34 protein-coding genes are annotated in these 20,945 nt (G+C 60.6%); all 34 read right to left on the bottom strand.

Annotated elements, in window-relative coordinates:
- Positions 1-19: 19 nt before the first annotated feature.
- Positions 20-424 (bottom strand): hypothetical protein, encoded by a 405-nt coding sequence (locus tag ABGT74_RS05240; protein ID WP_346704761.1) that lies wholly within the window; start codon positions 422-424, stop codon positions 20-22.
- A gap of 15 nt (positions 425-439) precedes the next feature.
- Positions 440-883, bottom strand: a complete 444-nt coding sequence (locus ABGT74_RS05235) for a phage tail tube protein (RefSeq protein ID WP_346704760.1) — start codon at positions 881-883, stop codon at positions 440-442.
- A 15-nt stretch (positions 884-898) separates the two neighbouring features.
- Entirely contained in the window at positions 899-1,954 is a 1,056-nt protein-coding gene (locus tag ABGT74_RS05230) for a phage tail sheath C-terminal domain-containing protein (RefSeq protein ID WP_346704759.1), read from the bottom strand.
- Between the two features lie 3 nt (positions 1,955-1,957).
- Positions 1,958-2,425: a DUF6838 family protein gene (locus ABGT74_RS05225; protein ID WP_346704758.1), complete on the bottom strand. Its 468-nt coding sequence runs from the start codon at positions 2,423-2,425 to the stop codon at positions 1,958-1,960.
- Complete coding sequence (locus ABGT74_RS05220) at positions 2,426-2,884, bottom strand: hypothetical protein (RefSeq protein WP_346704757.1); 459 nt, start codon at positions 2,882-2,884, stop codon at positions 2,426-2,428. It abuts the gene before it with no gap.
- On the bottom strand, positions 2,884-3,480 hold the full coding sequence (locus ABGT74_RS05215) for a head-tail adaptor protein (protein WP_346704756.1): 597 nt from the start codon (positions 3,478-3,480) through the stop codon (positions 2,884-2,886). The genes ABGT74_RS05220 and ABGT74_RS05215 overlap by 1 nt, the downstream gene beginning before the upstream one ends.
- Positions 3,464-3,793 carry a head-tail connector protein gene (locus tag ABGT74_RS05210; RefSeq protein ID WP_346704755.1) on the bottom strand — a complete coding sequence of 110 codons (330 nt, stop codon included), beginning with the start codon at positions 3,791-3,793 and terminating at the stop codon, positions 3,464-3,466. Before ABGT74_RS05210 ends, ABGT74_RS05215 begins: the two co-directional genes overlap by 17 nt.
- Positions 3,793-4,983, bottom strand: a complete 1,191-nt coding sequence (locus ABGT74_RS05205) for a phage major capsid protein (RefSeq protein ID WP_346704754.1) — start codon at positions 4,981-4,983, stop codon at positions 3,793-3,795. Before ABGT74_RS05205 ends, ABGT74_RS05210 begins: the two co-directional genes overlap by 1 nt.
- A 17-nt stretch (positions 4,984-5,000) precedes the next feature.
- A complete protein-coding gene (locus ABGT74_RS05200) occupies positions 5,001-5,711 on the bottom strand; it encodes a head maturation protease, ClpP-related (protein ID WP_346704753.1) in 711 nt (236 codons plus the stop codon).
- Positions 5,708-6,976: a phage portal protein gene (locus tag ABGT74_RS05195; RefSeq protein WP_346704752.1), complete on the bottom strand. Its 1,269-nt coding sequence runs from the start codon at positions 6,974-6,976 to the stop codon at positions 5,708-5,710. The genes ABGT74_RS05200 and ABGT74_RS05195 overlap by 4 nt, the downstream gene beginning before the upstream one ends.
- Positions 6,966-7,139, bottom strand: coding sequence for a hypothetical protein (locus ABGT74_RS05190; RefSeq protein ID WP_297282983.1), 174 nt, complete (start codon positions 7,137-7,139; stop codon positions 6,966-6,968). Before ABGT74_RS05190 ends, ABGT74_RS05195 begins: the two co-directional genes overlap by 11 nt.
- Positions 7,136-7,414, bottom strand: a complete 279-nt coding sequence (locus tag ABGT74_RS05185) for a hypothetical protein (protein WP_346704751.1) — start codon at positions 7,412-7,414, stop codon at positions 7,136-7,138. The genes ABGT74_RS05190 and ABGT74_RS05185 overlap by 4 nt, the downstream gene beginning before the upstream one ends.
- A gap of 24 nt (positions 7,415-7,438) precedes the next feature.
- Positions 7,439-9,088: a terminase TerL endonuclease subunit gene (locus ABGT74_RS05180; protein WP_346704750.1), complete on the bottom strand. Its 1,650-nt coding sequence runs from the start codon at positions 9,086-9,088 to the stop codon at positions 7,439-7,441.
- A gap of 135 nt (positions 9,089-9,223) precedes the next feature.
- A complete protein-coding gene (locus tag ABGT74_RS05175) occupies positions 9,224-9,574 on the bottom strand; it encodes a hypothetical protein (protein ID WP_346704749.1) in 351 nt (116 codons plus the stop codon).
- On the bottom strand, positions 9,558-9,728 hold the full coding sequence (locus ABGT74_RS05170; protein WP_346704748.1) for a hypothetical protein: 171 nt from the start codon (positions 9,726-9,728) through the stop codon (positions 9,558-9,560). Before ABGT74_RS05170 ends, ABGT74_RS05175 begins: the two co-directional genes overlap by 17 nt.
- Positions 9,725-9,958 carry a hypothetical protein gene (locus ABGT74_RS05165; RefSeq protein ID WP_346704747.1) on the bottom strand — a complete coding sequence of 78 codons (234 nt, stop codon included), beginning with the start codon at positions 9,956-9,958 and terminating at the stop codon, positions 9,725-9,727. Before ABGT74_RS05165 ends, ABGT74_RS05170 begins: the two co-directional genes overlap by 4 nt.
- Positions 9,955-10,449 carry a phage terminase small subunit P27 family gene (locus ABGT74_RS05160; protein ID WP_346704746.1) on the bottom strand — a complete coding sequence of 165 codons (495 nt, stop codon included), beginning with the start codon at positions 10,447-10,449 and terminating at the stop codon, positions 9,955-9,957. The genes ABGT74_RS05165 and ABGT74_RS05160 overlap by 4 nt, the downstream gene beginning before the upstream one ends.
- On the bottom strand, positions 10,424-11,680 hold the full coding sequence (locus ABGT74_RS05155) for a site-specific DNA-methyltransferase (RefSeq protein WP_346704745.1): 1,257 nt from the start codon (positions 11,678-11,680) through the stop codon (positions 10,424-10,426). Before ABGT74_RS05155 ends, ABGT74_RS05160 begins: the two co-directional genes overlap by 26 nt.
- A 212-nt stretch (positions 11,681-11,892) precedes the next feature.
- Complete coding sequence (locus ABGT74_RS05150; protein ID WP_346704744.1) at positions 11,893-12,267, bottom strand: HNH endonuclease; 375 nt, start codon at positions 12,265-12,267, stop codon at positions 11,893-11,895.
- Positions 12,257-12,466, bottom strand: coding sequence for a hypothetical protein (locus tag ABGT74_RS05145; protein ID WP_346704743.1), 210 nt, complete (start codon positions 12,464-12,466; stop codon positions 12,257-12,259). Before ABGT74_RS05145 ends, ABGT74_RS05150 begins: the two co-directional genes overlap by 11 nt.
- Before the next feature lie 222 nt (positions 12,467-12,688).
- Positions 12,689-13,555 (bottom strand): hypothetical protein, encoded by an 867-nt coding sequence (locus tag ABGT74_RS05140; protein ID WP_346704742.1) that lies wholly within the window; start codon positions 13,553-13,555, stop codon positions 12,689-12,691.
- A gap of 99 nt (positions 13,556-13,654) precedes the next feature.
- Positions 13,655-13,873 (bottom strand): hypothetical protein, encoded by a 219-nt coding sequence (locus tag ABGT74_RS05135; protein ID WP_346704741.1) that lies wholly within the window; start codon positions 13,871-13,873, stop codon positions 13,655-13,657.
- Entirely contained in the window at positions 13,857-14,282 is a 426-nt protein-coding gene (locus tag ABGT74_RS05130; protein ID WP_346704740.1) for a DUF551 domain-containing protein, read from the bottom strand. The genes ABGT74_RS05135 and ABGT74_RS05130 overlap by 17 nt, the downstream gene beginning before the upstream one ends.
- A complete protein-coding gene (locus ABGT74_RS05125) occupies positions 14,279-14,602 on the bottom strand; it encodes a hypothetical protein (protein WP_346704739.1) in 324 nt (107 codons plus the stop codon). The genes ABGT74_RS05130 and ABGT74_RS05125 overlap by 4 nt, the downstream gene beginning before the upstream one ends.
- The gene (locus tag ABGT74_RS05120) at positions 14,599-16,053 is read right to left on the bottom strand and encodes a ParB/RepB/Spo0J family partition protein (RefSeq protein ID WP_346704738.1); all 1,455 of its coding nucleotides are present in this window, start codon (positions 16,051-16,053) and stop codon (positions 14,599-14,601) included. Before ABGT74_RS05120 ends, ABGT74_RS05125 begins: the two co-directional genes overlap by 4 nt.
- Positions 16,037-16,837, bottom strand: a complete 801-nt coding sequence (locus tag ABGT74_RS05115; RefSeq protein ID WP_346704737.1) for a ParA family protein — start codon at positions 16,835-16,837, stop codon at positions 16,037-16,039. The genes ABGT74_RS05120 and ABGT74_RS05115 overlap by 17 nt, the downstream gene beginning before the upstream one ends.
- Before the next feature lie 4 nt (positions 16,838-16,841).
- Positions 16,842-17,030, bottom strand: a complete 189-nt coding sequence (locus tag ABGT74_RS05110) for a hypothetical protein (RefSeq protein ID WP_346704736.1) — start codon at positions 17,028-17,030, stop codon at positions 16,842-16,844.
- A 23-nt stretch (positions 17,031-17,053) separates the two neighbouring features.
- Entirely contained in the window at positions 17,054-17,275 is a 222-nt protein-coding gene (locus ABGT74_RS05105; RefSeq protein ID WP_346704735.1) for a hypothetical protein, read from the bottom strand.
- A complete protein-coding gene (locus tag ABGT74_RS05100; RefSeq protein WP_346704734.1) occupies positions 17,262-17,453 on the bottom strand; it encodes a hypothetical protein in 192 nt (63 codons plus the stop codon). Before ABGT74_RS05100 ends, ABGT74_RS05105 begins: the two co-directional genes overlap by 14 nt.
- On the bottom strand, positions 17,440-17,796 hold the full coding sequence (locus ABGT74_RS05095; RefSeq protein ID WP_346704733.1) for a hypothetical protein: 357 nt from the start codon (positions 17,794-17,796) through the stop codon (positions 17,440-17,442). The genes ABGT74_RS05100 and ABGT74_RS05095 overlap by 14 nt, the downstream gene beginning before the upstream one ends.
- Positions 17,797-17,807: 11 nt before the next feature.
- The gene (locus tag ABGT74_RS05090; protein WP_346704732.1) at positions 17,808-19,127 is read right to left on the bottom strand and encodes a DnaB-like helicase C-terminal domain-containing protein; all 1,320 of its coding nucleotides are present in this window, start codon (positions 19,125-19,127) and stop codon (positions 17,808-17,810) included.
- The gene (locus ABGT74_RS05085) at positions 19,118-19,822 is read right to left on the bottom strand and encodes a hypothetical protein (protein WP_346704731.1); all 705 of its coding nucleotides are present in this window, start codon (positions 19,820-19,822) and stop codon (positions 19,118-19,120) included. Before ABGT74_RS05085 ends, ABGT74_RS05090 begins: the two co-directional genes overlap by 10 nt.
- Entirely contained in the window at positions 19,819-20,454 is a 636-nt protein-coding gene (locus tag ABGT74_RS05080; protein ID WP_346704730.1) for a hypothetical protein, read from the bottom strand. Before ABGT74_RS05080 ends, ABGT74_RS05085 begins: the two co-directional genes overlap by 4 nt.
- 100 nt (positions 20,455-20,554) lie before the next feature.
- On the bottom strand, positions 20,555-20,755 hold the full coding sequence (locus ABGT74_RS05075) for a hypothetical protein (RefSeq protein ID WP_346704729.1): 201 nt from the start codon (positions 20,753-20,755) through the stop codon (positions 20,555-20,557).
- Positions 20,756-20,945: the final 190 nt, after the last annotated feature.

Raw genomic sequence — 20,945 nt, 5'->3', positions numbered from 1 at the left:
AACGTCTCGTCGTCCTCTCTCAGTTTTTTTCGATATCCGCCAAAACCTGCAGCGTGGACGCGCGATAGCCGGACAGCTTCTCGATTGCGGCCTGCAAATCCTCGATCTCGCCCGCGCGCAGCATCTTGCGCACGACCTCATAGGGTGTCACTGCACCGCACGCCTGCTGCAAACGCTTGTCGCGCAGGTTGGGTTCAACCACGCCCGCCGTGATGATCGCCGCGGCGAAATCCGCGCCGCTCGACATTTGCTGGATCTCGCGCACCTCGTTATAGCTCAGCTCGCGGATGCGGAACACGACCGGATTGCCGTCCGCGTCCGTCCAACTCTTGAACTGCAGCAGCTGCTCGCCGGGATCGCGCTTGCACACGTCCAGCAGGCGTTCAACGGTGGTCGGGTTAGAATTTTGCTTTTTCTCTGTCATAATCGTTTCCTCCTGTTATCGTGGCTGAATCAAATCAAGATAGTCCCAGCGCGTAAATGTAAACGGACACTCGATCTGTCCCTTAGCGGCCAGCTCCCAGTCCGCGAGCGTCAGGTCATCAAACGATGCGTCGTAAATGACCACGCGCTCTGCGCCGTAGGAATCCGGGTCGTCGAGCAACGAGATCAGCTTGACGCGCGTGTCCTTGCCCGCTTTCAGGTTGTCGCTCATCTTGATCGCCATGCGGGAATTGACCTTGTGGAAACGAATCGTGCCCGTGCCCTTGGCGCTCATCAGCTTGGTATCTACCATGAACTGGCAGCACATCGGCACTTCCTCTTTGTTTGCTGCGACCTTGGCCTGCATACCGAGCGTCTCGCCGCACAGTTCGTCGTCCATCCATGCCTGTCCGTGCGTGCCCGAAATGACGCGCGAGGCAGAATCCATGCTTGCACTCATGTCTGCACCTCCCTTTTATACCGTGATATGCATCGTGACATCTTCGATCGCGTCCACGATCGTGAACTTGCCCACGAGGAACACATGCGAGCCGGTATCCGCGTGGCGCAGCTCGTCGTCGCTCATTTCCTCGCCCGCGTCGCCCAGATAATCGCGCACGGCCTCGGTGTCGATATCGAGCGACGAGCCGCCCTCGAGCAGAATGCCCGCTGCCTCCAGCGTCTGGAAATAGCTGCGGCCTGCCGTCACCAGCAGCATGCGGTTGTCGTAGGTGTTGGCGAACTTGCCGATAAAGGTGTCCTCGATGGTCGCGCGGAAGTCCGCGTCCACGCGGTCAATGACCTCCAGCGCCTTGATTTTCTGAAAGATCGGGCCGTGGTCTCGGCTCGTGGTGGTCAGCGAATTGACCGCGCGCGCGATTTTGACCTGCCGCCCGTCGTGAATCAGAATCAGCTTGCCCGCGTCAATGGCGGCGTCCGCCGTCTCCTTGTCCAGTCGGGTGATGTCGGTCAGCTCGGGCAGCGGCGCGTAGGTCGCGCTCATCGTCCACGGCGTGCCCGCAATCACGCCCGCAATGCGCGAGCAATACTGCGCCTTGGTGAAGCTGTTTTCGCCGTCGGTCATGCCGTCCGCCTCGAAGTTAATGACCGGGTCATAGTCTGCCACCGTCTCGGGCAGCACGCACTTGATGTGGCTGTGCGCCGCGCGGCGCTCCTTGAGCCATGGCACCATCGCCTGCGCTTCCTCACTTGTCAGGTCGGGCGGGCCGACCAGATAATCAACCTCCTGCGTGGCGAAATACGCGAGCGCCTGCGTGAGGTTTTCGTCCTCCTCGCCGGTGACATACACATACACCGCCTTGGGCGGGTTGACATAACCGGCAAACGCCCGCTCGAGATAGGCGCGGTTTTCCTCGCTCAGCTCGGCGGGGATTTTGGTCGCGCGCGTCAGGCGATGCGCACCCGTCTGCGTGGTGTCGCGCACGATCACGCCGACATAGCCCTTGTCGCCCATGGCGATCGTCAGCTGCGCGGCGGTCTGGAATGAAATATCAATCGAAGGCAATCCCATGCCTTATCCCTCCTTTGTCTGGCTCGGCTGCGTACCGAAAGCCACGTCTGCAATGAGCGGCTGCGTGACGGGTGCCGCCGGGCGGGTGTCCTCGTAGGTGACGGTAATCGTCACATCCGCGATGTCGAGCGAGCGCGACACATCGACACGGGCGGCGGTCAGCTTGCGGTCGCCGCAATGAAGCGCGCCGCGCTGCAAAAACGCAGCGGTCAGCGTTTCGGTCACGTCATACAGGCGGGCGGTTTGGGTTTCGTAGCGGTCGCCCACTTCATCGGCGCACTGCACCGTGATCATCTGCTCGACCTCGACCACCGCCGCCGTGCGACTGGTAATCTTGCGCCCCTCCGGACGCAGGAAAAAGCTCGGCCGCTCGAACTGCTCGGGCAGCACATCGATATACACCGTGCGGTCGGGATACAGCCGCACAAGGATCGCGTTGATCCCGTCCATAATCTCTTTGATTTTCAGCATTTATCGTCCCTCCAATCGGCCCGCAACCTCGCGCCCCCACCTGTCCACCTCGCTTTGCAGCATGTGCGGCAGCGAGGGACGCGCGGCGTTATAAAACCCGCGACCGGACACATACAGCATCTTAATGCGCGGCCGGTAACGTGGGTTTCGTCCGCTTGGGCGGCGGATCGCGTGGCCGTTCTCCAGATAATTCGTGATTGCGTTCAGGCTGTCCGGGCCGCTGTCGGTGCCGGATGGACGGACAGCCGCATAGCCACCGCCCGAACCAACCACACGCGCTTGCACACCGCTGATATGGCCATGCGCGTCGTTAAGCTTGCCGCGAATCTGACTGCGCACCTCGGATTGCATCCGCGCGCCCAGCCGTTCATGGATGGCGCGCTGGTCGGCGCGCTTGCGCTTGACCTCCGCGTCGCAGCGCTTGGCAAACTGCCGCAGACCGTCTGCATCCTGTGGCATCAGGTGTCCACCTCCCGCGTAATCTCGTACTCATTCTTGTACTCGGATAGCTGGTATTCAATTTGGACACGATAGCGGTCATTGCCGATGGTCACAACCTCGCCCGCCCGCAGCGTGACCGCCTTGGGGCAGATGGCGACGAGCGTATGCGTGAGCGTGTCGTGCGTGTCACCCTGCTGGAAGCCCGAGTATTTCTCGGTCAGGCACGCCGGGAACGACAGCACCCGCTCGGTCGAAAGCGTTGGGTTGTTGAGCGCGTTCTTCTCGACCTTGGTGCGCTGCACGGTGCATTGCACCGGCTCGGCCTGCACCGCAGACAGTTCAATGTGCCCGCGGTCGGGGTGCGTCAGCTCCGCAAGGAACAGGAAATGCCCCCGCCAGCGCAGCGCCTGAAAGAGCGTCAGCGGCTGGTGTCGCATGGTCACGCGCCACTCCGGGCGGCTGACGCCGACCGTGGAGAACAGGCTGCGCTTGCCGGTCTGCTCGACCTTTGCCCACGTCGTCTTGCCCTCCTGCCAGTCCCAGCCCGTGCCGTCCGGGTTTTCCACAAGGCTGAGGATTGTCACGCGCTCCCGCAGTTCACCCGCCTGCACCATCGGCCGCACCTCCGTAATTGCACCGGATTTTGAGCTGATTGAACATCGACCGCACGAGCGGCGGCACGGTTTCCAGCGCCTGCTGGGGCGTGTCCGCGCCGCGCGCGTCGTACATCTGCAAGGTCATCGCCTGCACGATGAGATCATGCTGAGCGGGGCTTACGTCCCGCCGCACGCCCGCACTCGAAAGATAAGCGTCGTTCGCCTGCATCAGCCCGGCAATCAGCTCGTCGTCCTCGTCGTAGTCCACCTTCATGTACCGCTTGCACGCGTCCAGCCGCTCCTCCAGCGCGGCCTTCTCCTCGGCGGTCATCAGCCCGCACCCGGCAGCGTGATCTTGCCCGCAGCGACAGCCTTGTCGTCAAACTTGGCCACCGCCAGACGGGTGATCGCGCGCACCTCGGTCGAGTTGGTGTTCCACGCATTGCCGCCGACGTTGGTGGACGCGATTTCCATCGCCTGACGGCGGAACAGCGTACCGAAGCTCTTGAAATCGCCCACATACAGCGGTGCGGTTGTGTTGTTCGGCAGCACGGCATCGCTCACCACATGCACCGCGCGGCCACCGACCATGTACTGCGTGCGGTCGGCCGGGTTGATCTGCAGCAGCGGACGGCCGTTGCTGTCCTCAAGGCTGTCGAGGAAGTTAAAGCCACTCTGGTTGGTCAAAAACGACGCCGACACGCCAAAAATCGGGTCGAGCGAGGTGTTGACCAGCTTTTTAATCGCCTTGAGCGCGCCGGACTCGGTGATGGAAGCCGCCGCGCCGTCCAGCGCGGTCAGCAGCGTCAGCAGCAGCTTGTTCTCGGTGATGACGGCCTTTTTGCCCAGCCAGCGGGACAGATACGCAAGCAGGTTCTGGTCGGTGTCTTTCAGCAGGTCATTCGACACCGGCACGATCAGCGCATAGTCCTCTACCGTGAATTCAACCTTGGCAAACGCGGGCTTGTCGTCCTTGCTGATCGTGCCCATCTCAGCAACCTTGGTGAAGCCGTTCGTCGGCGCGGTGTCACGCACACGCGAGCCGGTATTGGTGCTGACGGTCTCGACGGTGAACAGCTCGCTCAAGGGGTTGAGCGCGCGCATCTGCTCGCGGATCATGGTCTGGATGTCAGACGGCACGATCAGGCCGCCGTCCGCGGGTGTGCCCTCGGTCATTCCCTCGTTCTTCACCGCGCGGTGCACGATGTCGGCGTTCTGGAGATAACGCGTGCGGTCGCCTGCCGCGCCCGCGCGCACGCACTCACAAAAGGCGTGGATACACTCAGTCGAATTCACCGGCGCACCGGTTGCGCCCTGCGCCGGGGCGGGGTTCTGCGGTTCGGGTGTCGCGTTTTCCTCGGCCTGCATCAGCGCTTTCACGCGCGTGATTTCCGCGCTGATCGGTGCCAGTTCGGCCTGCGCCGCGTCAAATGCTGTCTGGTCACCCGCCTTGTCGGCTTCCTTCATGCGGTCTACGATCGGCTTTGCCTTCGCCTGCAGATCCAGCAGTCGTTTCTTCATATCGTTTTTCCTCCTTGTCAATACAGTTCCGCCTCGGCCAGCGCGATCGCGCGAGCACGAGCCTGCTTGGTGTTCAAATTGGACACATCTTTCTCGGGCGGGTTGCCCTGCTGCGCTTCGCGGTACGCCGCGCGCAGCTTCTCGATATCCGGCGCGCCGCCCGCGGCGTTCCAGACATTCATCGGGTTCGCACTTCCGGTCTCACCGAGGATCTCGTCCACCAGACCGGCGTCCAGCGCTTCGCGCGCCGTGAGGAAGGTCTCCCTATCCATCATGCGGCGCAGCGCGTCGCGGCTGGTCTTGCCCTGGCACTTGTGCTCGTATGCCGCGAGAATCGAGCCGGTCACGGCTTCGAGCATCTGCACGCTCTCGCGGTGCGCGACTTGATTGCCCTCGGTAAAGGTGCTCGGCAGATGGATCATCACCTGTCCGACCGGGCTTGCCGCCACGGTATCTGCGCCCGCCATCACGACCGACGCTGCCGACCCTGCCAGGCTCTGCACCTCGGCGCGGGTATGGACGTTCGCCGCGCGCAGGATGGAGTACATCTCAAAGCCCGCGTAGACCGAGCCGCCACCCGAGTTGATCTCGAGCACAAAGTCCTCGCCCGCGGGGTTATCCGCAATGGCCTGCCGGATATCCGCCGGACTGACCGCCGCCATGCCGAAAAAACGGTAGATCGGTGCGTCCTCGTCCGAAGAAATCACGCCTTTCAGGTTGTATCTCATGTGGTTTCACCTCCCCCATTGTTTGCCGGTGCGTTACGGTTGACCGAAAGCTCGGCCCAGAGGTCGAGCGGCACATAGTTAAGCGACGCCTTTCGACGGTCGCCGCCCGGCACGTTCGGAAGATCTTCGAGCGCGCGCATGTCGTCTACTGAATACACACCGATCTCATCCATCGCCTTGAACCATGCCGCACGCGACGCCCAGTCCCCGCGCAGCTCGCCCATCATATTGCGGCGAAATTGCAGACCGGCGGCCTGCTCGCTCTCAGTCAGCAGCTTGTAGGTGTCCTCCTGCTCGTGCGCCGCCACGATTGGGCTGAGCGTTCGCTGCATGTACTCGATCGCTGCCTGCACGTTGCTCGCGTAGGTCTGCTTGCCAACGCCCAGCTTGTACAGCGGGATATTGAACAGCCGCGCGACGTCCTCGATGCTGGCGGACTTGTTCTCGATGAACTGCGCATCACGGTTGCTGCTTGTCACCGGCGTATATTTCATGCCGTAATCCAGCACCGCCGTGCGGTAAGCGTTGTCCGCGCCGGTGTACAGGTGCTCCCACTCGCGCCGGATCGCGTCCTTGACCGAAATCTTTGTGCCATCTGGCAGCGGCACTTCCGACGCGTGCGTCAAGTCTGTTTCGGCTGATAAAACGCCTGTCAGCTTTGCGCCATTCTTATAAAACCCGACCTCGTATTTCTGCGCTTGCAGCGCGGCTTCAATGGTTTCCGCACCGCGCCGCAGGTAGGAAACGCCCTCCAGCCCGTCCACGGAAAACGCTTTGTAGTGCAGCACGTCGGCAGGCCAGAACTTGCGGAACTCGCCCGTTCTGGGGTTGGTGCCGATGTACCACAAGCGCCCGTTATCATCCAGAAACGGCTGCATGTAACCGGGCGCGATGGGCAGTAACTCGACCGGTGCGCCCCAGCGGTCGCGCAGGATGAGCGCATAGGCGTTGCCGTGCGCGATGCGGCGGCTCTCCATCAGCTTGTGATAGTCAAACGCCGTCAGCGCCTCGGTCGGGCGGCCGGTCAGCAGCCGCAGCGCCGGGTGGTCGGTCTGCCGCTCGCGTGTCGCGCTGTCCATCAGGTAGATGGGCATTTTGGCGACGCTGTCCGAGATGATTTCGATGCAGGCGTTCACTGCGGGCAGCTTCATCGCGCCCAGCGTCTTGCCGTCGTACAGGCTGCCGCCCGTGTCCCAGCCCAGCGGACTGTCCAGCGTCAGGCGCGCGGAATTGGTCACGCGCCGCGCCATGCGGTCAAGAATCATCGTCCGCACCTCCATACCGCGCCAGCAGCCAGCCCGCGCCAATCAGCACCGCGCCGGTGGCACTCAATCCCACGACCGGCGACACCATCCACAGCGCGACCACGATACACACCGCGCCGCACGCAGCCAGCGCATCGGGCAGGAATTTCAGGATGCTTTTCATGCGTCATCCTCCACACCGTCCAGCAGCAGGCACTCGCCGGTCGTGGCGATGCCGATGTGGACGAAAAACGCGGCGCGCGCCCGCTCGTCCGACGCGCCCTGCGCCTGCTCCCACGTTTCGACCGCTTCGCGCCACGTCATCGTGCGGTGCTGGTCGTTCGCGCCCTGCGCGATCGCGCGGATGTCCTCGAGCGCGGCGATGTACTCGGGTGCGGGCTTTGCAGGCGGAGCTTGCGTCTCAGGGGTGTTCTGAGTGTTGGTGTTGGGTTCTGCCATATTGCGAAACCTCCTTTTTTTGAATTACAAATGCCATTTGCCGCCGGTGACCGCGTCGGCCAGCGTCGGCTTGGGTTCGAGCTTGCTCGCTGCAAAGGCGATGATCCAGCTGACCGTGATGTCGATACGGCCACGGCTGCGCTTTTTGTTCGGGTGGATGTTCTCGTTGCTGTCCGTGTCGCACCGGACGTTGGCAAAGCACTGCCGCGCAGCCGTGTTGTGGACGTGCAGCATCTCGTGCGTGCGGATCAGGTGCTCCATTTCCTTCATGGGCGGGCTGATGCTTTTCATGCACTGCGGAATTTCCACGATCTGCGTGGACTTGCCCGCCCCCGCAATCAGCGACGCCAAACGCTGGGTAATGGTGGTGGACAGCCACGGGTCAAAGCCGATAATCCGCAGATCATAGGTCTCCACAGCCTGCATGATGGTGTCGATCACATCCTCGTAGTCGATCACGTCCCCCGGACAGCCGCGGATGAAGCCCGCGCGAATCCAGTCGCGGTAGGGCGCGTGGTCGGCGCGCTCGCGTGCCTCGATGTCGTCCAGCGGAATCCAGCCGGTGAACAGTGCGACCCACTTGTCCAGCCCGTCCTGCGGCGGGAACAGCAGCGTCAAGGCGGTAAGGTCGGTGGACTTTGACAGGTCACCGCCGCCGAAACACTTTTTGCCGCGCAGCAGGTTCACCGCTTCGCGCCAGTCCTTGCAGCCCTCAGGGTTCCACTGCGTCTTGTCGTAGATCGTGACCGGAATCCAGCCGACCGTGTGCGTGGCAATCCACTGATTGAGCCGCAGCCAGCGGAATAGCCGCTCGGCGGCCTCGCTGCGCTTGGCTTCCTGCGCTTCCGCGCGGATGGTGGAAAGCTTTACCGTCTTGCCGATGGACGGGTTGCAGCGTTTCCACAGTTCCTCGTCGTAGATGTTGATGCTCTTGAGTTCGTCCTCGTCCTCGATCAGGCCCAGCCCGTAGATGATCGGCAGCCAGCGCGGGTCGTCCAGATCGCCCTCGCGGGCGCGGCCTTCGCGGCAGCGCAGAATCGACAGCGCCTTTTCGTGGACTTCCCAGCCGATGGATTTGCGGTCGGGGTCATCGCCCGCCGTTGTCAGCACGATCCAGACCGGCATCTCGCGCGCGTCGCCCGCGCCGAACGTCATCACGTCCCACAAATCGCGGTTCGGCTGCGCGTGCAGCTCGTCGAAGATGACGCAGCTGGGCTTGTAGCCGTGCTTGGAGTAAGCTTCCGAGGACAGCACCTTGAGTTTGCTGCCCGAAACCTTGTCGTAAATGGTCTTGGTGCTGTCCACGATGCGGCTGCGCTTCATCAGCGCGGGCGAGTGCTCCACCATCCACTTTGCGGCCGAATACACAATGCCGGCATTGTCGCGATCGGCGGCGACGACGTACACCTCGCCGTTTACCTCACCGTCTGCGTACAGGTGGTACACACCGAGCGCCGCGGCAAGCTCCGATTTGCCGTTTTTCTTGGCGATTTCGAGGTACAGGTACTGATACCGCCGGATGTAGCTGCCCGCGGGGTCGGCCTCGATCATCTGGCCGTAGAACTCGGTGACGGCGTCGCGCTGCCAGTCCATGAGCCGGAACGGCGCGCCGTTCGAGCAGGTCAGGTATTCGATGAATTCACAGACAAACGACGCCGCCTCGGCGTCAAACATCGGCGCACCTCCTTTTGTTGTTCCGGCGCTCTGACGGACGGGCGAGGGTTTCGCACCTCGCCCAGCCGCCGAAAGGACAAATGAAAACACCCGAGCAGCTTTTGCCGCCCGTCACAGCGCCGGAAATATTCAAAATTATATCTTTGTAAAGCGAATTCGGTATTCCTCCGGTACGCTGGAAAATCGCAGCGACCAGACCATCTCGTCCCATATGCGGTACGGCACAGCGCCTGACAGACACTCGCTGTCAACCAGCCACTGGTCAAAAAGCATACCTTCGGGATGGCAGGACGGTGCACTCTTCGTAAGAAAGATGAAATCCGTCCCCTCTCTTAACAGCACCCGATTCGGCGTTTCCATAGCGATCTCCGCACCCGACCGATAGCACAACTCGAGAAAGCTTCTTTTGGTGTCTGGCAGACATTCCGTGTAGACCCCAATCCTTAGCGGCCTCGACTTCGGCTCATAATCAATTTCGAACACCATGCTTTTCCCCTCCCGTGTTCAATTTGGACACCCGCTCGCGCATCTTGAGATGCGGACACTCCCGCACCCGCTCGACGCGACGCATGGTGCTTTCGCACACGCCGAACTTGTTAATCATCGGGCAGAACAGGCTGCACATGATTTGCCTGCTCATGGTTTGTACTCCGGCTTTACCGGCCGCACTGCCACCGACCCCAATGTGCGGCAAGTGCATTCCTCCACATACAACTCCACCTGCACCGTTGGGGGTTTCCCCGCCTCGTGCGTAAAGATGATCTTGCGGCATTGCTTGGAAATATCCTTCCCATTGAGAATAATTTTGCTGGTTCGCGCTCCCGTCGTCTCAATGGACAGCTTCGCGAAATCCAATTCCTTATCTGTCATGCTTGATGTCTCCTTTCCCGTCCCAGCATTGCATTTATTGGATCGCCCGCCGCCTCGTCTTCCGGCGGTTTGGGTACGATCAGACGGCAGCGGCTGGAAATCGTCAAGCCCAGATCGGCTGCCGCGCGGCTGCACTGGTTGAAGTACCGCGTCTGCGTCTTGGACAGGTCGTCCAGCAGCGATATCGCCTGATTGGCGATCGCGCGGTTGACCTGTTCGGTTACCGCCAGATACGCCTGCTCAGCCAGCAGATAGCGCGCCAGACAGTCGTAGTCGATCTCCGAGAGGATGCCGATCTCAATGAGCTGCTTTGCCAGCGACCGGAACTTCTTGTGCAGGCTTTCCGGCAGGTAGGCCGGGGGCTTTACCCGCTTCCCCTTCGGCTTCGGCGCTTTGACCTCAGCCGCGCGCCGTGCCTCGGTTTCCGCTTTGGTCAGGTGCTTGTTGCCCTTGTATTCCAGCAGGTCAATCGGCTGTCTCGGCCCCGCCATCGGCTGCACCCCCTTCCAACAGCTCCGCCGCATGACCGGTCATTTCTTCCCAGCGCGCAAGGATTACATCGCAGTTGTGCGGCGATAGCTCCATTGCCCGGCACTTGCGGCCATAAGTCTCAGCAGCCAGCACTGACGTGCCAGAGCCGCAGAACGGGTCGAGCACGATCTCACCCTTGCGCGTGCTGTTGCGGATCTGCCGCGCAAACAGCTCCACCGGCTTCATGGTCGGGTGCTCGGCGCTCTCCTGCGGCTTTTCACAGAAAAACACCGTGCCTTGCCCATCGCCACCGTACCAGCGGTGCGACGCACGCGCGTCCCAGCCGTACAGACAGGCTTCGTAGTCGTCCGCCTTGATCTCACCGCCGAGACACGGCTCATGCTGCCAGTTGTAGTCCTGACGGCCCAGCACAAACTGGTTTTTGACCCACACGAGATAGGAATGGACAGGCAGACCGGCTGTCTCACACGCCGCGAGGAACGCCTGCGTGCTGGCCGCACCATACCAGATGTAGAACGCCGCGCCCGGCAGCAGCGCATCACGCGCCGCACAAAACGCATCGGTCAGGAACGCCCGAAACCGCTCGGCGGGCAGATTGTCGTTCGCAATCGTCAGATGCTCGGACGTGCCGCCGTGGTAATCGACGTTATACGGCGGGTCGGTCAACAGCAGCGCCGCCCGCTCGCCCTGCATTAACCGCTGCATGTCCTCCTTCTTGGTGGCATCACCACACAGCAGACGGTGTGCGCCCAGCTGCCACAGGTCTCCAGACTTGCACCGGTCAATTTCTTGACCCCCGTCGGGGACTTCCGGCGCGGCGTCACGCGCCAGCGCATCGGACAGGCGGTACTCGCCGAAGCCGGTCAGGCGCAGGTCAAAGCCCGCGTCGAACAGCTCCTGCAGGCAGGCGTCCAGCAGGTTGACATCCCAGCGGGACTTTTCCGCCAGACGGTTGTCTGCAATCATGTACGCCTTGCGTTGTGCGGCCGTCAGGTGCTCAACGTAGACGCACGGCACTTCCGGCACGCACTCGGCCAGCGCGGCCTCGACCACCGCATGCCCCGCGATGATGTTGTGTTCCCGGTCGATCAGCACCGGTGACACCACGCCGTACTCGCGCAGGCTGGCGCGCAGCTCGCGGATCTGCCGCTGGGTATGCACCCGCGGGTTAGCCGCGGACGGGATGAGCACGCCCGGGTCGAGCAGCTCTAGTTTGGTTGTCGTTTGCATGGGTTTCACCTCGCTTTGCCCACTATGGGGTGATCGTTGACCACGGTTTTCTCGCCGTGGGGAAAAAATCCTGCACGGAGGGTGGCCTGCGGTCTTACGCCCTCTGCCCCGAAACTTTTTCAGGGTGGGGGGAGGTTCGGGAAATCCACGGATTTCCCGCCAAAGTCCGCGCGCATCCTGCCCGCGCCGCGCCTGTCCGAGCGTCCGGTCGGTCAGTGCTTTCGATGCCGTGCTTTTGCCCGGCTTTCCGCGATTGTTTTGCGCCCGTGGCAGCTGTGACACAGGCTTTGCAGATTGGTAGGGTCTACGAACTTCGACCAGTCGCCGTCGTGCGGCACGACATGGTCAACGTCGGTGGCATAGACCCGCAGGCCACGCCGGGCACACTCCCGACAGAACGGCTCACGTGCCAGCTGCTGCGGCCGAAGCTCGTCCGTCCAGATGCGCAAGCTGTACCAGCGGCGGTAGCTTTGGCTCTTTTCGCTGCGCCGCGCCGATTCCGGCGGGCGGTGTGCGTCGCAATAGCCGCTGCGCACCAGCGTCGTGCAGCCCGGATGCAGGCACGGTCGCAGGGGTTTACTTGCCACGACGGTCACCCCGCATGGCGCGGATCGCCGACACGCCCTCGTAGATCATGCCGTCCAGCACGCCAACACGGTGCCACAGCCGACAGCGCAGCTCGGCACACGGTTCGGCCTTGGCCTGTTCCCGGAGCGCGTCGCGCCGCTGGCGCAGCGGGACGAGATTGCGCTCATACTCGTCTGCGATCTCGGCAATGGGTTTCATGGCACGCCCTCCTTTCGGGCAAATAAAAAGCGCCGACCGACCACACCCATTTCCGGGTTTGGTCAATCGGCACTTGGCACTTTGGCACTTGGCACTGGTGGAATATTCACGTATAACTGGCGCTTGCAAGCTTTGCATCGTTGCGGCAGATTGTGCGCCGTGGTGTCCGGTTCAACCGGGAAAAGTTTCTTGCCACAATACGGGCAGCAATACCAACCGTTCTTAATCATTGGCAGCTCCTTCTCTTTTAGTATACGCGGTTTTTCGAGTTTGTCGAGATGGTTTTGGCTTTTTCTCCATGCCCCTGTTATTTGTTACAGACCATTCCAAGTCAGCAACTACGCGCGTGCGTGCGCGTAGATTTTCATTGTTTGCTCGCTTTGGTTTCCGTTTCGGCATCATGTACTTGAGATAGCGACAGGATGCATAATCATTTCGTTTGATGCCGCTGTCATCAATCACCTGCACGCCGGGCGGCGGGTCAATCATTGCCGCATCGTCTACCCATTGATAGGTGACAGTCGGGCGCGCAAGGTTGCGGCTGCCGACAAACTGCTTTTTGCCGTTGAGACTGGCCTCCCGCCGCTCCTTGGTAAAGTAACCGGCCCAAACGTCATATCCACGATCCTCGATGTAGTTGAGCTGGATGTCATCACCCCAGACCCACAAGGACTTGATCAGTTCAAGGTCACCGCCGATGGCGTTAAGAATCAAATGCACATGCGGCCGGTGGTCGCCGTGCCGCCCCTCAAGGACGTAGATGTATTTGAGTTCCGGCAAGCCGCGCGCTTTTCGGTAGGCGCGCAGCTGGGCGAACACCTTGCCGAGCCGCCGCCGAGTGACTTCCGGACTGGCTGGAAGATCTTCGTCTCGGTAGGTTAGCGAGAACACCAAATCGTCTGGCTCGAAATTCGCGGCCATCAGCAGTTCCAGCTTGCGCTGCGCGGTATTGCAATTTGTCTGCGCGACCTGCTCAGCCGTCACCTCACGGATGCGCTTGCGCTCTTGCTGTGTTGCATTCGGCCGTGGGACGGTATAGATCACATCCCACACCAAACGCCCCGCGCGGATGGTTTTGCGTCGTTTCATGCGTCCTCCATTTCACCGGCACGAAACGGGTGCAGGGAGGCCGCAGCCTCCCATGCCCGTTTTGATGATTTTTCAGAATATCCGCAGATTTCGGATTTGTCAAGGATTTTCGCCGTCAAGGTGAACTTTTCCATCCCAGAACCAACGGAACACCAGCATAAACAGGATATTCGCAGCCCAGCCCCACACCGCCTGACATTCGCCGCAGTTACGGCAGACCCTGACGCGGAAGATCGGCAGCATGAGATAGCCCTCATTATAGCCCTGCTTGCTGTAATGCGTACAACACCGATACGGAAATTTATTCGAGTTTTGCATCAACAGCTACCCCCTCCGGCGGCTCTGGCAGCGGCATCCAATGCGTTACCGTTATACGGTCAAACTCTGCCGGGTAATCATCCAAATTCCACCCATCCGCTCGATCATAGGTTGCAAACTGGTACGCACCGTTAAATGTCAAGTGCCCATTGCTCGCATAGACAACAGCCATCACCACAGTAAAAGAATCGTCCGGCAGCGCCTCGTCCACGCTGATCCAGCGCGGGACGGCGGTCTGCTGCTGGTCGCGGATCAGCGGTGTCGGATTTAAAACATCACGATCCGCCTTTTCCGCAACCGCTTCTGCGATAAAATCAATGGTATTGCGCTCACTTTCGCTCGTTGACTGTTCACGCAGTTCCGCAAGTGATGCCAGCGCTTTTTCATACGTTTCCTGACTGTATTTCATTTGACTTTCACTCCCATTAACTTCGCCCACTGCTGATTCGCGGCGCGCGACTCGGCCAGTGCAGCGTCGGCCTGCTTCAAAACGTCCATCGGCACCTCTATGAGTGGCATGCCCTCATACGGTTCGAGCAATTCGATATACCGCTGTGACGCGGCAGATGCGGTTTGCAGCGCCTGATCCGCACGGGCAAGCCGATCCTGCTCCTTCTCCCATTCCAGATCATTTAAGGCCCGTTGCAGACTGAGATCAGATAAGTCATATTTGCACATTGCTTTGATGATCCATAGCAAATCAGCCTTTGTGCAGTCAGATAGTTTCATTTGACTTCCTCCGGCGGCAGCTCGGCAGACCACCAGCGAACATCCACCTCCGTCTCAACATCGAGCGGTATATCGGGAAGATACCATGCTCCCTCGCGATAGACATATACGTCATAAGTATTTACGTTTAATTCGTTGTTGTGTGTGAGCGTCAGCACTGTCTGTCCCTCGTCCGGCTCCTCGGCCGGGTACGGGTGCCAGACTTTATTTACTGTAATGCGTTCCTTTGGCAGGAATCCGCAGTGGCTGTTGCACGGCTCCGGGCAGGCGATGCAGCACGCATGCGGCTCATCGCAGCACTGCGCCGCACCGCACACGCCATACGGATTTAACCCGGTCACGCACACATGGCCGTTGCCGTTCACCTGCTGCGGCTCCGCGACCGCCTGCTGCATCTGCTCGTCCAGCTGACGCAGTGCCTGCGCCTCGGGCGCGGGTGCATCTTCGGGTTCGTCCTCTGGTTCGTCCGCGGGCGGCGCGATCTTGCCACTCTCCACCATACCGCGCAGCCGCTGCACGATCTGCGACCACGACAGCTTACCCTGAAACGGCTTTTTCACTTCCATCCCGCTGCCGTTGAAGTCATACCACACACCCTCCGACGAGAATCCTTGATATCCGTAATAATGCAGCGCATCCTTGACTTCTGGTATCAGCTGGATCGCCGCCATGTGCTGACTGTTGTGCAGCACACGGTACAGCCCGGTTTCGCACCCTTCCGCTATATGCCGCAGCAGAAACGCATCAACCACGCCGTCCGACACGGTCGGCTTGTCCCGCGCGGCCTTGACGTCCTGCGCGCGGAAGGTCTCGCCGCGTGCCAACCGCTGCTCGAACTCGGTTTGCACCTTTTGGGGGCTGTGCGCCAGCTCGTCCGCGACTGACTCACCGATCTGCTCGCGCCGCAAGGCATCCAGCAGCGCGGGCGACAGGTTCTTGTGAATGTACTGCATACGGTGAACAGCGGATGCGCTCTCGCTTACTTGCTCGGCAAGGTGGTCTCGCAGACGGCCAGGCAGCTCTACACCCCGCTCCTTCATGCTGCGTAGCGCCTTCTCCAGCAGCACCACCGCCTGCATTTTTTCGTAGTAGGTCAGCTCGCGGCTGGTCAGGTTGGACTGAATCAGCGCGACCAGCTCGCTGTCCTCGCCGTCGTAGCTTTTAACAATGCAAGGCGCGTCCTTGCGTCCCAGCAGCTCCAGCGCCTTGCGGCGACGGTGTCCGGCGACGATGCGGTACTTGCCCTCCCCTGCTGCGCACACAGTCAGCGGGCTGTACAGCCCGTTCAGCTCGATATCGTCTGCCAACTCCTGCACGTCCTCGACCGTGAAAAAGTTGTGTTCGTTTACGATCAGCTGCGACAGCGGGATCTGGACAACCTGCATGTCGGGCGTGTCCAATTTGAACACATCGTGCGCGACCATCGCGCCGACGTTAACCTTGCGCGCCATCTGCGCCACCTCCCAGATACTCGCGCACCCACGCGCGGTAGTCGCGCGCGGCGGCCGAGGTCGGCGACCACTGGCAGACCGGCTCACGCGCAAAGGTGCTTTCGTCCACCTTGTCCGTGCGCCGGATGCGGGTCTGGAACACCGGCACGGGGCAATGCTCGCGCAGCCATTCCTCGCCCTGCCGGACAACGTCCGCGTTGTGCCACATGGTCAGCAGCACGCCCACTTCCACCGCACCGTTGACACGCCGAATGCCGTCAATCTGGCGCAGCAGCTCGGCCATGCCGTCGATCTCGAATGCGCCCGGCTTGACCGGAATAACGATATCGCTCGATGCCGCCACCGCGCTGATCGACGCGACCGAAAACGCGGGCGGGCAGTCGATCACGAGATAATCGTAGGCATCGTCCTCGATGACCGCATCGCGCAGGTCGGTGAGCACGCGCAGCGCACGGTCGCGCGGCGTGCCACCCTGCACATCGTCCGGCAGGCTGCCGTCAAGGTCGAGCGCCGCAAGCGACATATCCGCAGGGATCACGTCCAGTCCGCGGTAGATCGTCGGCTGGACAATATCCGTGTAGCACATCACCGTGCCCTCAAACAGGTCGGCAAGGCTCCCCGGCTCGACCGGGATGCGGTAAAACTTGGAGCTGTTGCCCTGGTGGTCTGCATCGATCAGCAGCACACGCTGCGCGTACTCGGTCGCGAGGATCGCCGCGAGGTTGACGGCGGTCACGGCCTTGCCGACGCCGCCTTTCAGGTTGACAATGGAAATTGTTCTCATTGCGTCATCCCTCTTTCTGTTGATTCATGTACCACTTGAGTTTCTGCATCAATTCGTCTCCTTTTCCCTTTTCGTCTTCATTCAGAGCCGCGCTAAGAGAATAGAGAAGATAGGAAACATCTAGGTACAATTCGTTTACCGAGCCAGAATATTTAATTTTTCCTTTTCCTTCATATATTTTCGCCTTAATCATGTGATTTGTCCTTTCTTCAGTGCTTATTGAGCTTCTGCGGCGGTCTGAGCGGCAACATCTGCGATGGTATTTGTTACAATTGCGGTATGGACCGCTTTCAACATCTTATGCCCTGTTCCGGGCACATGAGATTCAAGCGTCATGAAAATATGCACCAAGCCCAATATCAGCTCCGCTGTAATATCCACGAGATCACCATCTATCGCCGACTTGGCAAAATTATCGATGACTTCAAGTTTGACCATTTCGGCTGTCCTTTCTCCGGTGCTTATCACCCTGCTGCTCAACGATCGATGCCGCGATGCCGAGCGCGCGGGCGGTACGTTCGTAGTCCTTGGCGAATACTGGGTCGCACACCCGGCTCAGCGCCAGTACGCGGCGGCGCTCAAATCGCAGCGTGCGCACCACCTCACGCAGGTTCATCGTCATCCTCCTCGTCCAGCACGGCCTCCGTGTCGTCCGCGATCATGCGTGCGCAGCACGGGCATACAGTCCAGCCGTTCGAGATTGGGCCATTGGCCTCGAACGGCGCGATGTGGCTGCAATTCTCGCACTGCCATACGCTGTGCGCCTCGTCGATCAGGCGGTAGCGCACCGGCCCGAGGTCATCGTCCATGTAACACTGTAAAACGCTTGGAGAGCTGCATATATCCTCGTAATCCATGAGTTTGTACAGCGCGCCATACAGGCCATCCGGGATCTCTGCCCACGGAACGCCTTTGACGCCCCAGTTCCCGTTCGGCTCCCGGTAAATCATCTTGCTCATGTATGTACCTCCTATGCGGTTTCAATTTTCGTCTGTTTATACGGCTCGTCCTCCATCTGGACGACCTGCGCCTCGTCGAAGCCGTCCCACTGCTCGACGAACCGCTGATACCGTCCCTCGAACCAGAACGGCAACGTACGCCGTGAACCGTCGCGGTTTTTCGCAATCTTAATAGCGCGCAGATGATCGGCAGCATACGCCTTGAAATGCTCCGGTGTTTTCAGCTTATCTTGGGGCGGCTCGCCAATGTGTAGCACCGCGTCCGCGTCCTGCAAAATCTGTCCCGAGCCGCGCAGGTCGCCCGACCGGTTCAGCTGGCTGAGCGCCAGCACCACGCGCCCCGAGCGCGTCAGCTGTTGCAGCGTCTTGGTGCTGTGCGTGATTGTGGTGTACTCATCCGCGCGAGGGTCGGACGGCTCGATCAGCTGCAAATAGTCGATGATGGCAACATCGGTGCGCGTCGCCTTGACGTCAGCCGCAATCTGCTCGGCCGTGCAGCCGCTCGCATGCACGATACGAAACGGCAGGTTTAACAGCTTGGCCTTGGCGCGTGCCTGCGCCTCCAGCTCGGGGGCGGTGAACCGCCGCGCTTTGATATGTCCCAGATCGACCAGCGCGGTTCGCGCCATGATGCGCTGCATCAGACGGCGCTTGTCCGTCTCGAGCGTGTAAAACGTCACGCGCGCCTGCCGCGCCAGCGCCACGGCAACCGACAGTGCAAACGCGGTTTTGCCTGCCGACGGCTCGGCGGACAGAATGACATACTGTCCGAGGTTCAGCTCGGTTTCCAGCGCTTGCGTGACCGACGGGAAGCCCCAATCGAGGAACTTCGGCCGCTCGTCCATCTGCGAAAAGTAGTCCAGCAGCAGCGCGTTCATGTCGCTGCCGCGATCCTCGCTGCCGGATGCCAGCACGGTCTGCATCCGCTCGACCAGCGCGGCCACCTCGGGCAGCGGCGCAGCGTAGGCAATGTGCGAGCGCGTCTCGTGCAGCAGCGCGTCCAGCCGGTAGCGAATGGAGCAGTCGCGCAGCTGACGGACATAGGCGGCGCAGTTGCTTGGCGTCATCATCATGCCGCACAAGTCTTTGACCAGCTCGATGTACTCCGTCCCGCACGCGGCGCGCACGGTGTACGGGTCGATCTGGTCATTTCGGGCGAACATCGCGCGGCAGGTGTCGAAAATATACCGGCGCTCGCCGTTGAGGAAGTCCTCCGAGCGCACCTGCCGGAACACGTCGGCGGCGTTCATCGGGGCATCTGCGATCAGCGCACCGAGCACGCTCTGCTCGGCGTCGTTGTACAGCTTGAGCGCTTGTTCCGTCAAAGCCATGTGTACTCGTCCTCCTTGCGTTCAGGCGGGGTCGGCGGCGTGGGGCTGCCCTCCGGCTCGTCCTCCCAGCGGCGGGCGTTGAGCCACGTCGCGGGGTACGGGATGAACTGCCCGCCGTCCTTCGTCCACTCAGGCAGGCGCTTTTGCCAGTCCAGCGCCCGCAGCATCGCTTCCACCAGTTCCCCGTCGGGGTTGAGTTTCGCAAAGGCCTTTCTGGCGTCGGCCTTGCTCACCTTGCGTGGGTACGCGCCCCAAAAACGGTCAAAAAGGGGAAGTATATCTGTGTTACCAACTGTAGGGTTACCAACTGTTCCTTTAATACATTTCTGAGATTTCGGAAATGCATTTCTGAAATCTCCGTCACTCATTTCTGACTTTTCATAAATGCATTTCACAGAATCGGTAATTGTGTAAGACAGTGTCCTGTCGCGCGGATCGGTGCAGTAGTTTGCAGTCAGGATTGCGCCCTTCTTGCGACAGTTCTTGATAACGGTTTCCAACTGACTGGGCGACCAGAAATCAAAGATTTCCCGCAGCGCTTTCATGCTGTTGTACGACCAGTAGCGGCCATCGTGCAGGTTGCGTCCGTTCTTCTCGTTCACCCGGCACCAGAAATACAGCTGATGGATGAACACCGCTTCAGGCACGCCGTACACCGACGCGCAGGACGTGTTGAATTGGTAGGTGAAGCTCATGCGCCGCCTCCCTTCTCGGCCAGAACGCGCAGTGCATAAACCAATGCCGCGGCACGGGTGAGAAGTTGATCCAGCTCAAACAGTGCATGCGGAACTGACGGGAAATTGCAATCGTCAGCCGTTGACAGTTCTCCAATGCGAGAGAAGTAATCCTGCAACAGCACGTGCACGTCGCTGCTGCGCTCCTCCGCACCCGATGCCGTCACAAGCTGCGTCTCACGCTGTTCCTTCTGCCGGTTCTGCTCCGGCGGCACTTTCTGCGGTTTCGACTTTTGCCGATGCGACCGCAGCGTCAGCTGGCCTGCAGTCCCCATCGTGAACACCTTCTTTTTTACGCGCTCCAACGGAATGCCCAGCATATCGGCAATGTCCACCAGCTTATAGCCCTTCTCGTACAGCTCACACAGCTGCGCTACCTGATCTTTCTGCCACTGCACATACGCCCGCTTTTGCCTTCTACCCGTTGAGGGCTTGGATTTGGTCGATGTAACCGGCAGGCCGAGTGCCCGCTGGATATCTTGCACGGTGCAGTCGTGCAGATCGGCCAAGATGCCGATCTGCTTTTTCTGGTCTGCCGCGTTACGATAGCTGTCCCGAATCTCGGTCAGCTCGTCCGACGCAAATGTCCTCACCGCCGTCCCCTCCGTTCCATCGGCTGGGTGAGCCTGTCCACCAGCATGCCAAGGGCGAGGTAGGCGCAGCCCACCCCGAGTATGGCGAGAATGAAGTTGCTCATACCGCCACCTCCCCTGTCAATTGCTCTCGCAATTCTTTTTCCGCCCGCTCAATCGAGCTGCGCAAGCGCGTGGTATATCCATCCCACAGCAGCAGTTGTGCGGCCCAATCAAAAGATAGCCCCATTTCCGCAGCTAACGCCGCAATGCGCGGCTCTAGATCCTCCGGGATCTCAAATTTCACCTCTACGAGTTTCATACTTTCCCTTTCCCCCGGCGCAGCCGCTTGACAGCGCCGGGATTTTCCGGTATCCTGTAAATAAGTAATATTTCGCTTGCGCTCAGTCGCGGTTGCCGCCGCTCTGGGCGCTTTCCTTTTGCTGTTTTGCCATTTCCGCGCGCATGAAGATATTCGCGGCGACCTCCTTCATGTGATCGACGCACTTCTT

The sequence above is a fragment of the uncultured Agathobaculum sp. genome (assembly GCF_963927765.1).
In the GTDB taxonomy this organism is placed as follows: Bacteria; Bacillota; Clostridia; order Oscillospirales; family Butyricicoccaceae; genus Agathobaculum.
Note: the sequence above shows the minus strand (reverse complement) of the source record. Positions and strands in the feature narration are given on the sequence as shown.

Excerpts from the sequence above, each read along its gene's own strand:
- ABGT74_RS05240 (WP_346704761.1), bottom strand. The coding sequence starts at position 424 with ATGACAGAGAAAAAGCAAAATTCTAACCCGACCACCGTTGAACGCCTG.
- ABGT74_RS05235 (WP_346704760.1), bottom strand. The coding sequence starts at position 883 with ATGAGTGCAAGCATGGATTCTGCCTCGCGCGTCATTTCGGGCACGCAC.
- ABGT74_RS05230 (WP_346704759.1), bottom strand. The coding sequence starts at position 1,954 with ATGGGATTGCCTTCGATTGATATTTCATTCCAGACCGCCGCGCAGCTG.
- ABGT74_RS05225 (WP_346704758.1), bottom strand. The coding sequence starts at position 2,425 with ATGCTGAAAATCAAAGAGATTATGGACGGGATCAACGCGATCCTTGTG.
- ABGT74_RS05220 (WP_346704757.1), bottom strand. The coding sequence starts at position 2,884 with ATGCCACAGGATGCAGACGGTCTGCGGCAGTTTGCCAAGCGCTGCGAC.
- ABGT74_RS05215 (WP_346704756.1), bottom strand. The coding sequence starts at position 3,480 with ATGGTGCAGGCGGGTGAACTGCGGGAGCGCGTGACAATCCTCAGCCTT.
- ABGT74_RS05210 (WP_346704755.1), bottom strand. The coding sequence starts at position 3,793 with ATGACCGCCGAGGAGAAGGCCGCGCTGGAGGAGCGGCTGGACGCGTGC.
- ABGT74_RS05205 (WP_346704754.1), bottom strand. The coding sequence starts at position 4,983 with ATGAAGAAACGACTGCTGGATCTGCAGGCGAAGGCAAAGCCGATCGTA.
- ABGT74_RS05200 (WP_346704753.1), bottom strand. The coding sequence starts at position 5,711 with ATGAGATACAACCTGAAAGGCGTGATTTCTTCGGACGAGGACGCACCG.
- ABGT74_RS05195 (WP_346704752.1), bottom strand. The coding sequence starts at position 6,976 with ATGATTCTTGACCGCATGGCGCGGCGCGTGACCAATTCCGCGCGCCTG.
- ABGT74_RS05190 (WP_297282983.1), bottom strand. The coding sequence starts at position 7,139 with ATGAAAAGCATCCTGAAATTCCTGCCCGATGCGCTGGCTGCGTGCGGC.
- ABGT74_RS05185 (WP_346704751.1), bottom strand. The coding sequence starts at position 7,414 with ATGGCAGAACCCAACACCAACACTCAGAACACCCCTGAGACGCAAGCT.
- ABGT74_RS05180 (WP_346704750.1), bottom strand. The coding sequence starts at position 9,088 with ATGTTTGACGCCGAGGCGGCGTCGTTTGTCTGTGAATTCATCGAATAC.
- ABGT74_RS05175 (WP_346704749.1), bottom strand. The coding sequence starts at position 9,574 with ATGGTGTTCGAAATTGATTATGAGCCGAAGTCGAGGCCGCTAAGGATT.
- ABGT74_RS05170 (WP_346704748.1), bottom strand. The coding sequence starts at position 9,728 with ATGAGCAGGCAAATCATGTGCAGCCTGTTCTGCCCGATGATTAACAAG.
- ABGT74_RS05165 (WP_346704747.1), bottom strand. The coding sequence starts at position 9,958 with ATGACAGATAAGGAATTGGATTTCGCGAAGCTGTCCATTGAGACGACG.
- ABGT74_RS05160 (WP_346704746.1), bottom strand. The coding sequence starts at position 10,449 with ATGGCGGGGCCGAGACAGCCGATTGACCTGCTGGAATACAAGGGCAAC.
- ABGT74_RS05155 (WP_346704745.1), bottom strand. The coding sequence starts at position 11,680 with ATGCAAACGACAACCAAACTAGAGCTGCTCGACCCGGGCGTGCTCATC.
- ABGT74_RS05145 (WP_346704743.1), bottom strand. The coding sequence starts at position 12,466 with ATGAAACCCATTGCCGAGATCGCAGACGAGTATGAGCGCAATCTCGTC.
- ABGT74_RS05140 (WP_346704742.1), bottom strand. The coding sequence starts at position 13,555 with ATGAAACGACGCAAAACCATCCGCGCGGGGCGTTTGGTGTGGGATGTG.
- ABGT74_RS05135 (WP_346704741.1), bottom strand. The coding sequence starts at position 13,873 with ATGCAAAACTCGAATAAATTTCCGTATCGGTGTTGTACGCATTACAGC.
- ABGT74_RS05130 (WP_346704740.1), bottom strand. The coding sequence starts at position 14,282 with ATGAAATACAGTCAGGAAACGTATGAAAAAGCGCTGGCATCACTTGCG.
- ABGT74_RS05125 (WP_346704739.1), bottom strand. The coding sequence starts at position 14,602 with ATGAAACTATCTGACTGCACAAAGGCTGATTTGCTATGGATCATCAAA.
- ABGT74_RS05120 (WP_346704738.1), bottom strand. The coding sequence starts at position 16,053 with ATGGCGCGCAAGGTTAACGTCGGCGCGATGGTCGCGCACGATGTGTTC.
- ABGT74_RS05115 (WP_346704737.1), bottom strand. The coding sequence starts at position 16,837 with ATGAGAACAATTTCCATTGTCAACCTGAAAGGCGGCGTCGGCAAGGCC.
- ABGT74_RS05110 (WP_346704736.1), bottom strand. The coding sequence starts at position 17,030 with ATGATTAAGGCGAAAATATATGAAGGAAAAGGAAAAATTAAATATTCT.
- ABGT74_RS05105 (WP_346704735.1), bottom strand. The coding sequence starts at position 17,275 with ATGGTCAAACTTGAAGTCATCGATAATTTTGCCAAGTCGGCGATAGAT.
- ABGT74_RS05100 (WP_346704734.1), bottom strand. The coding sequence starts at position 17,453 with ATGAACCTGCGTGAGGTGGTGCGCACGCTGCGATTTGAGCGCCGCCGC.
- ABGT74_RS05095 (WP_346704733.1), bottom strand. The coding sequence starts at position 17,796 with ATGAGCAAGATGATTTACCGGGAGCCGAACGGGAACTGGGGCGTCAAA.
- ABGT74_RS05090 (WP_346704732.1), bottom strand. The coding sequence starts at position 19,127 with ATGGCTTTGACGGAACAAGCGCTCAAGCTGTACAACGACGCCGAGCAG.
- ABGT74_RS05085 (WP_346704731.1), bottom strand. The coding sequence starts at position 19,822 with ATGAGCTTCACCTACCAATTCAACACGTCCTGCGCGTCGGTGTACGGC.
- ABGT74_RS05075 (WP_346704729.1), bottom strand. The coding sequence starts at position 20,755 with ATGAAACTCGTAGAGGTGAAATTTGAGATCCCGGAGGATCTAGAGCCG.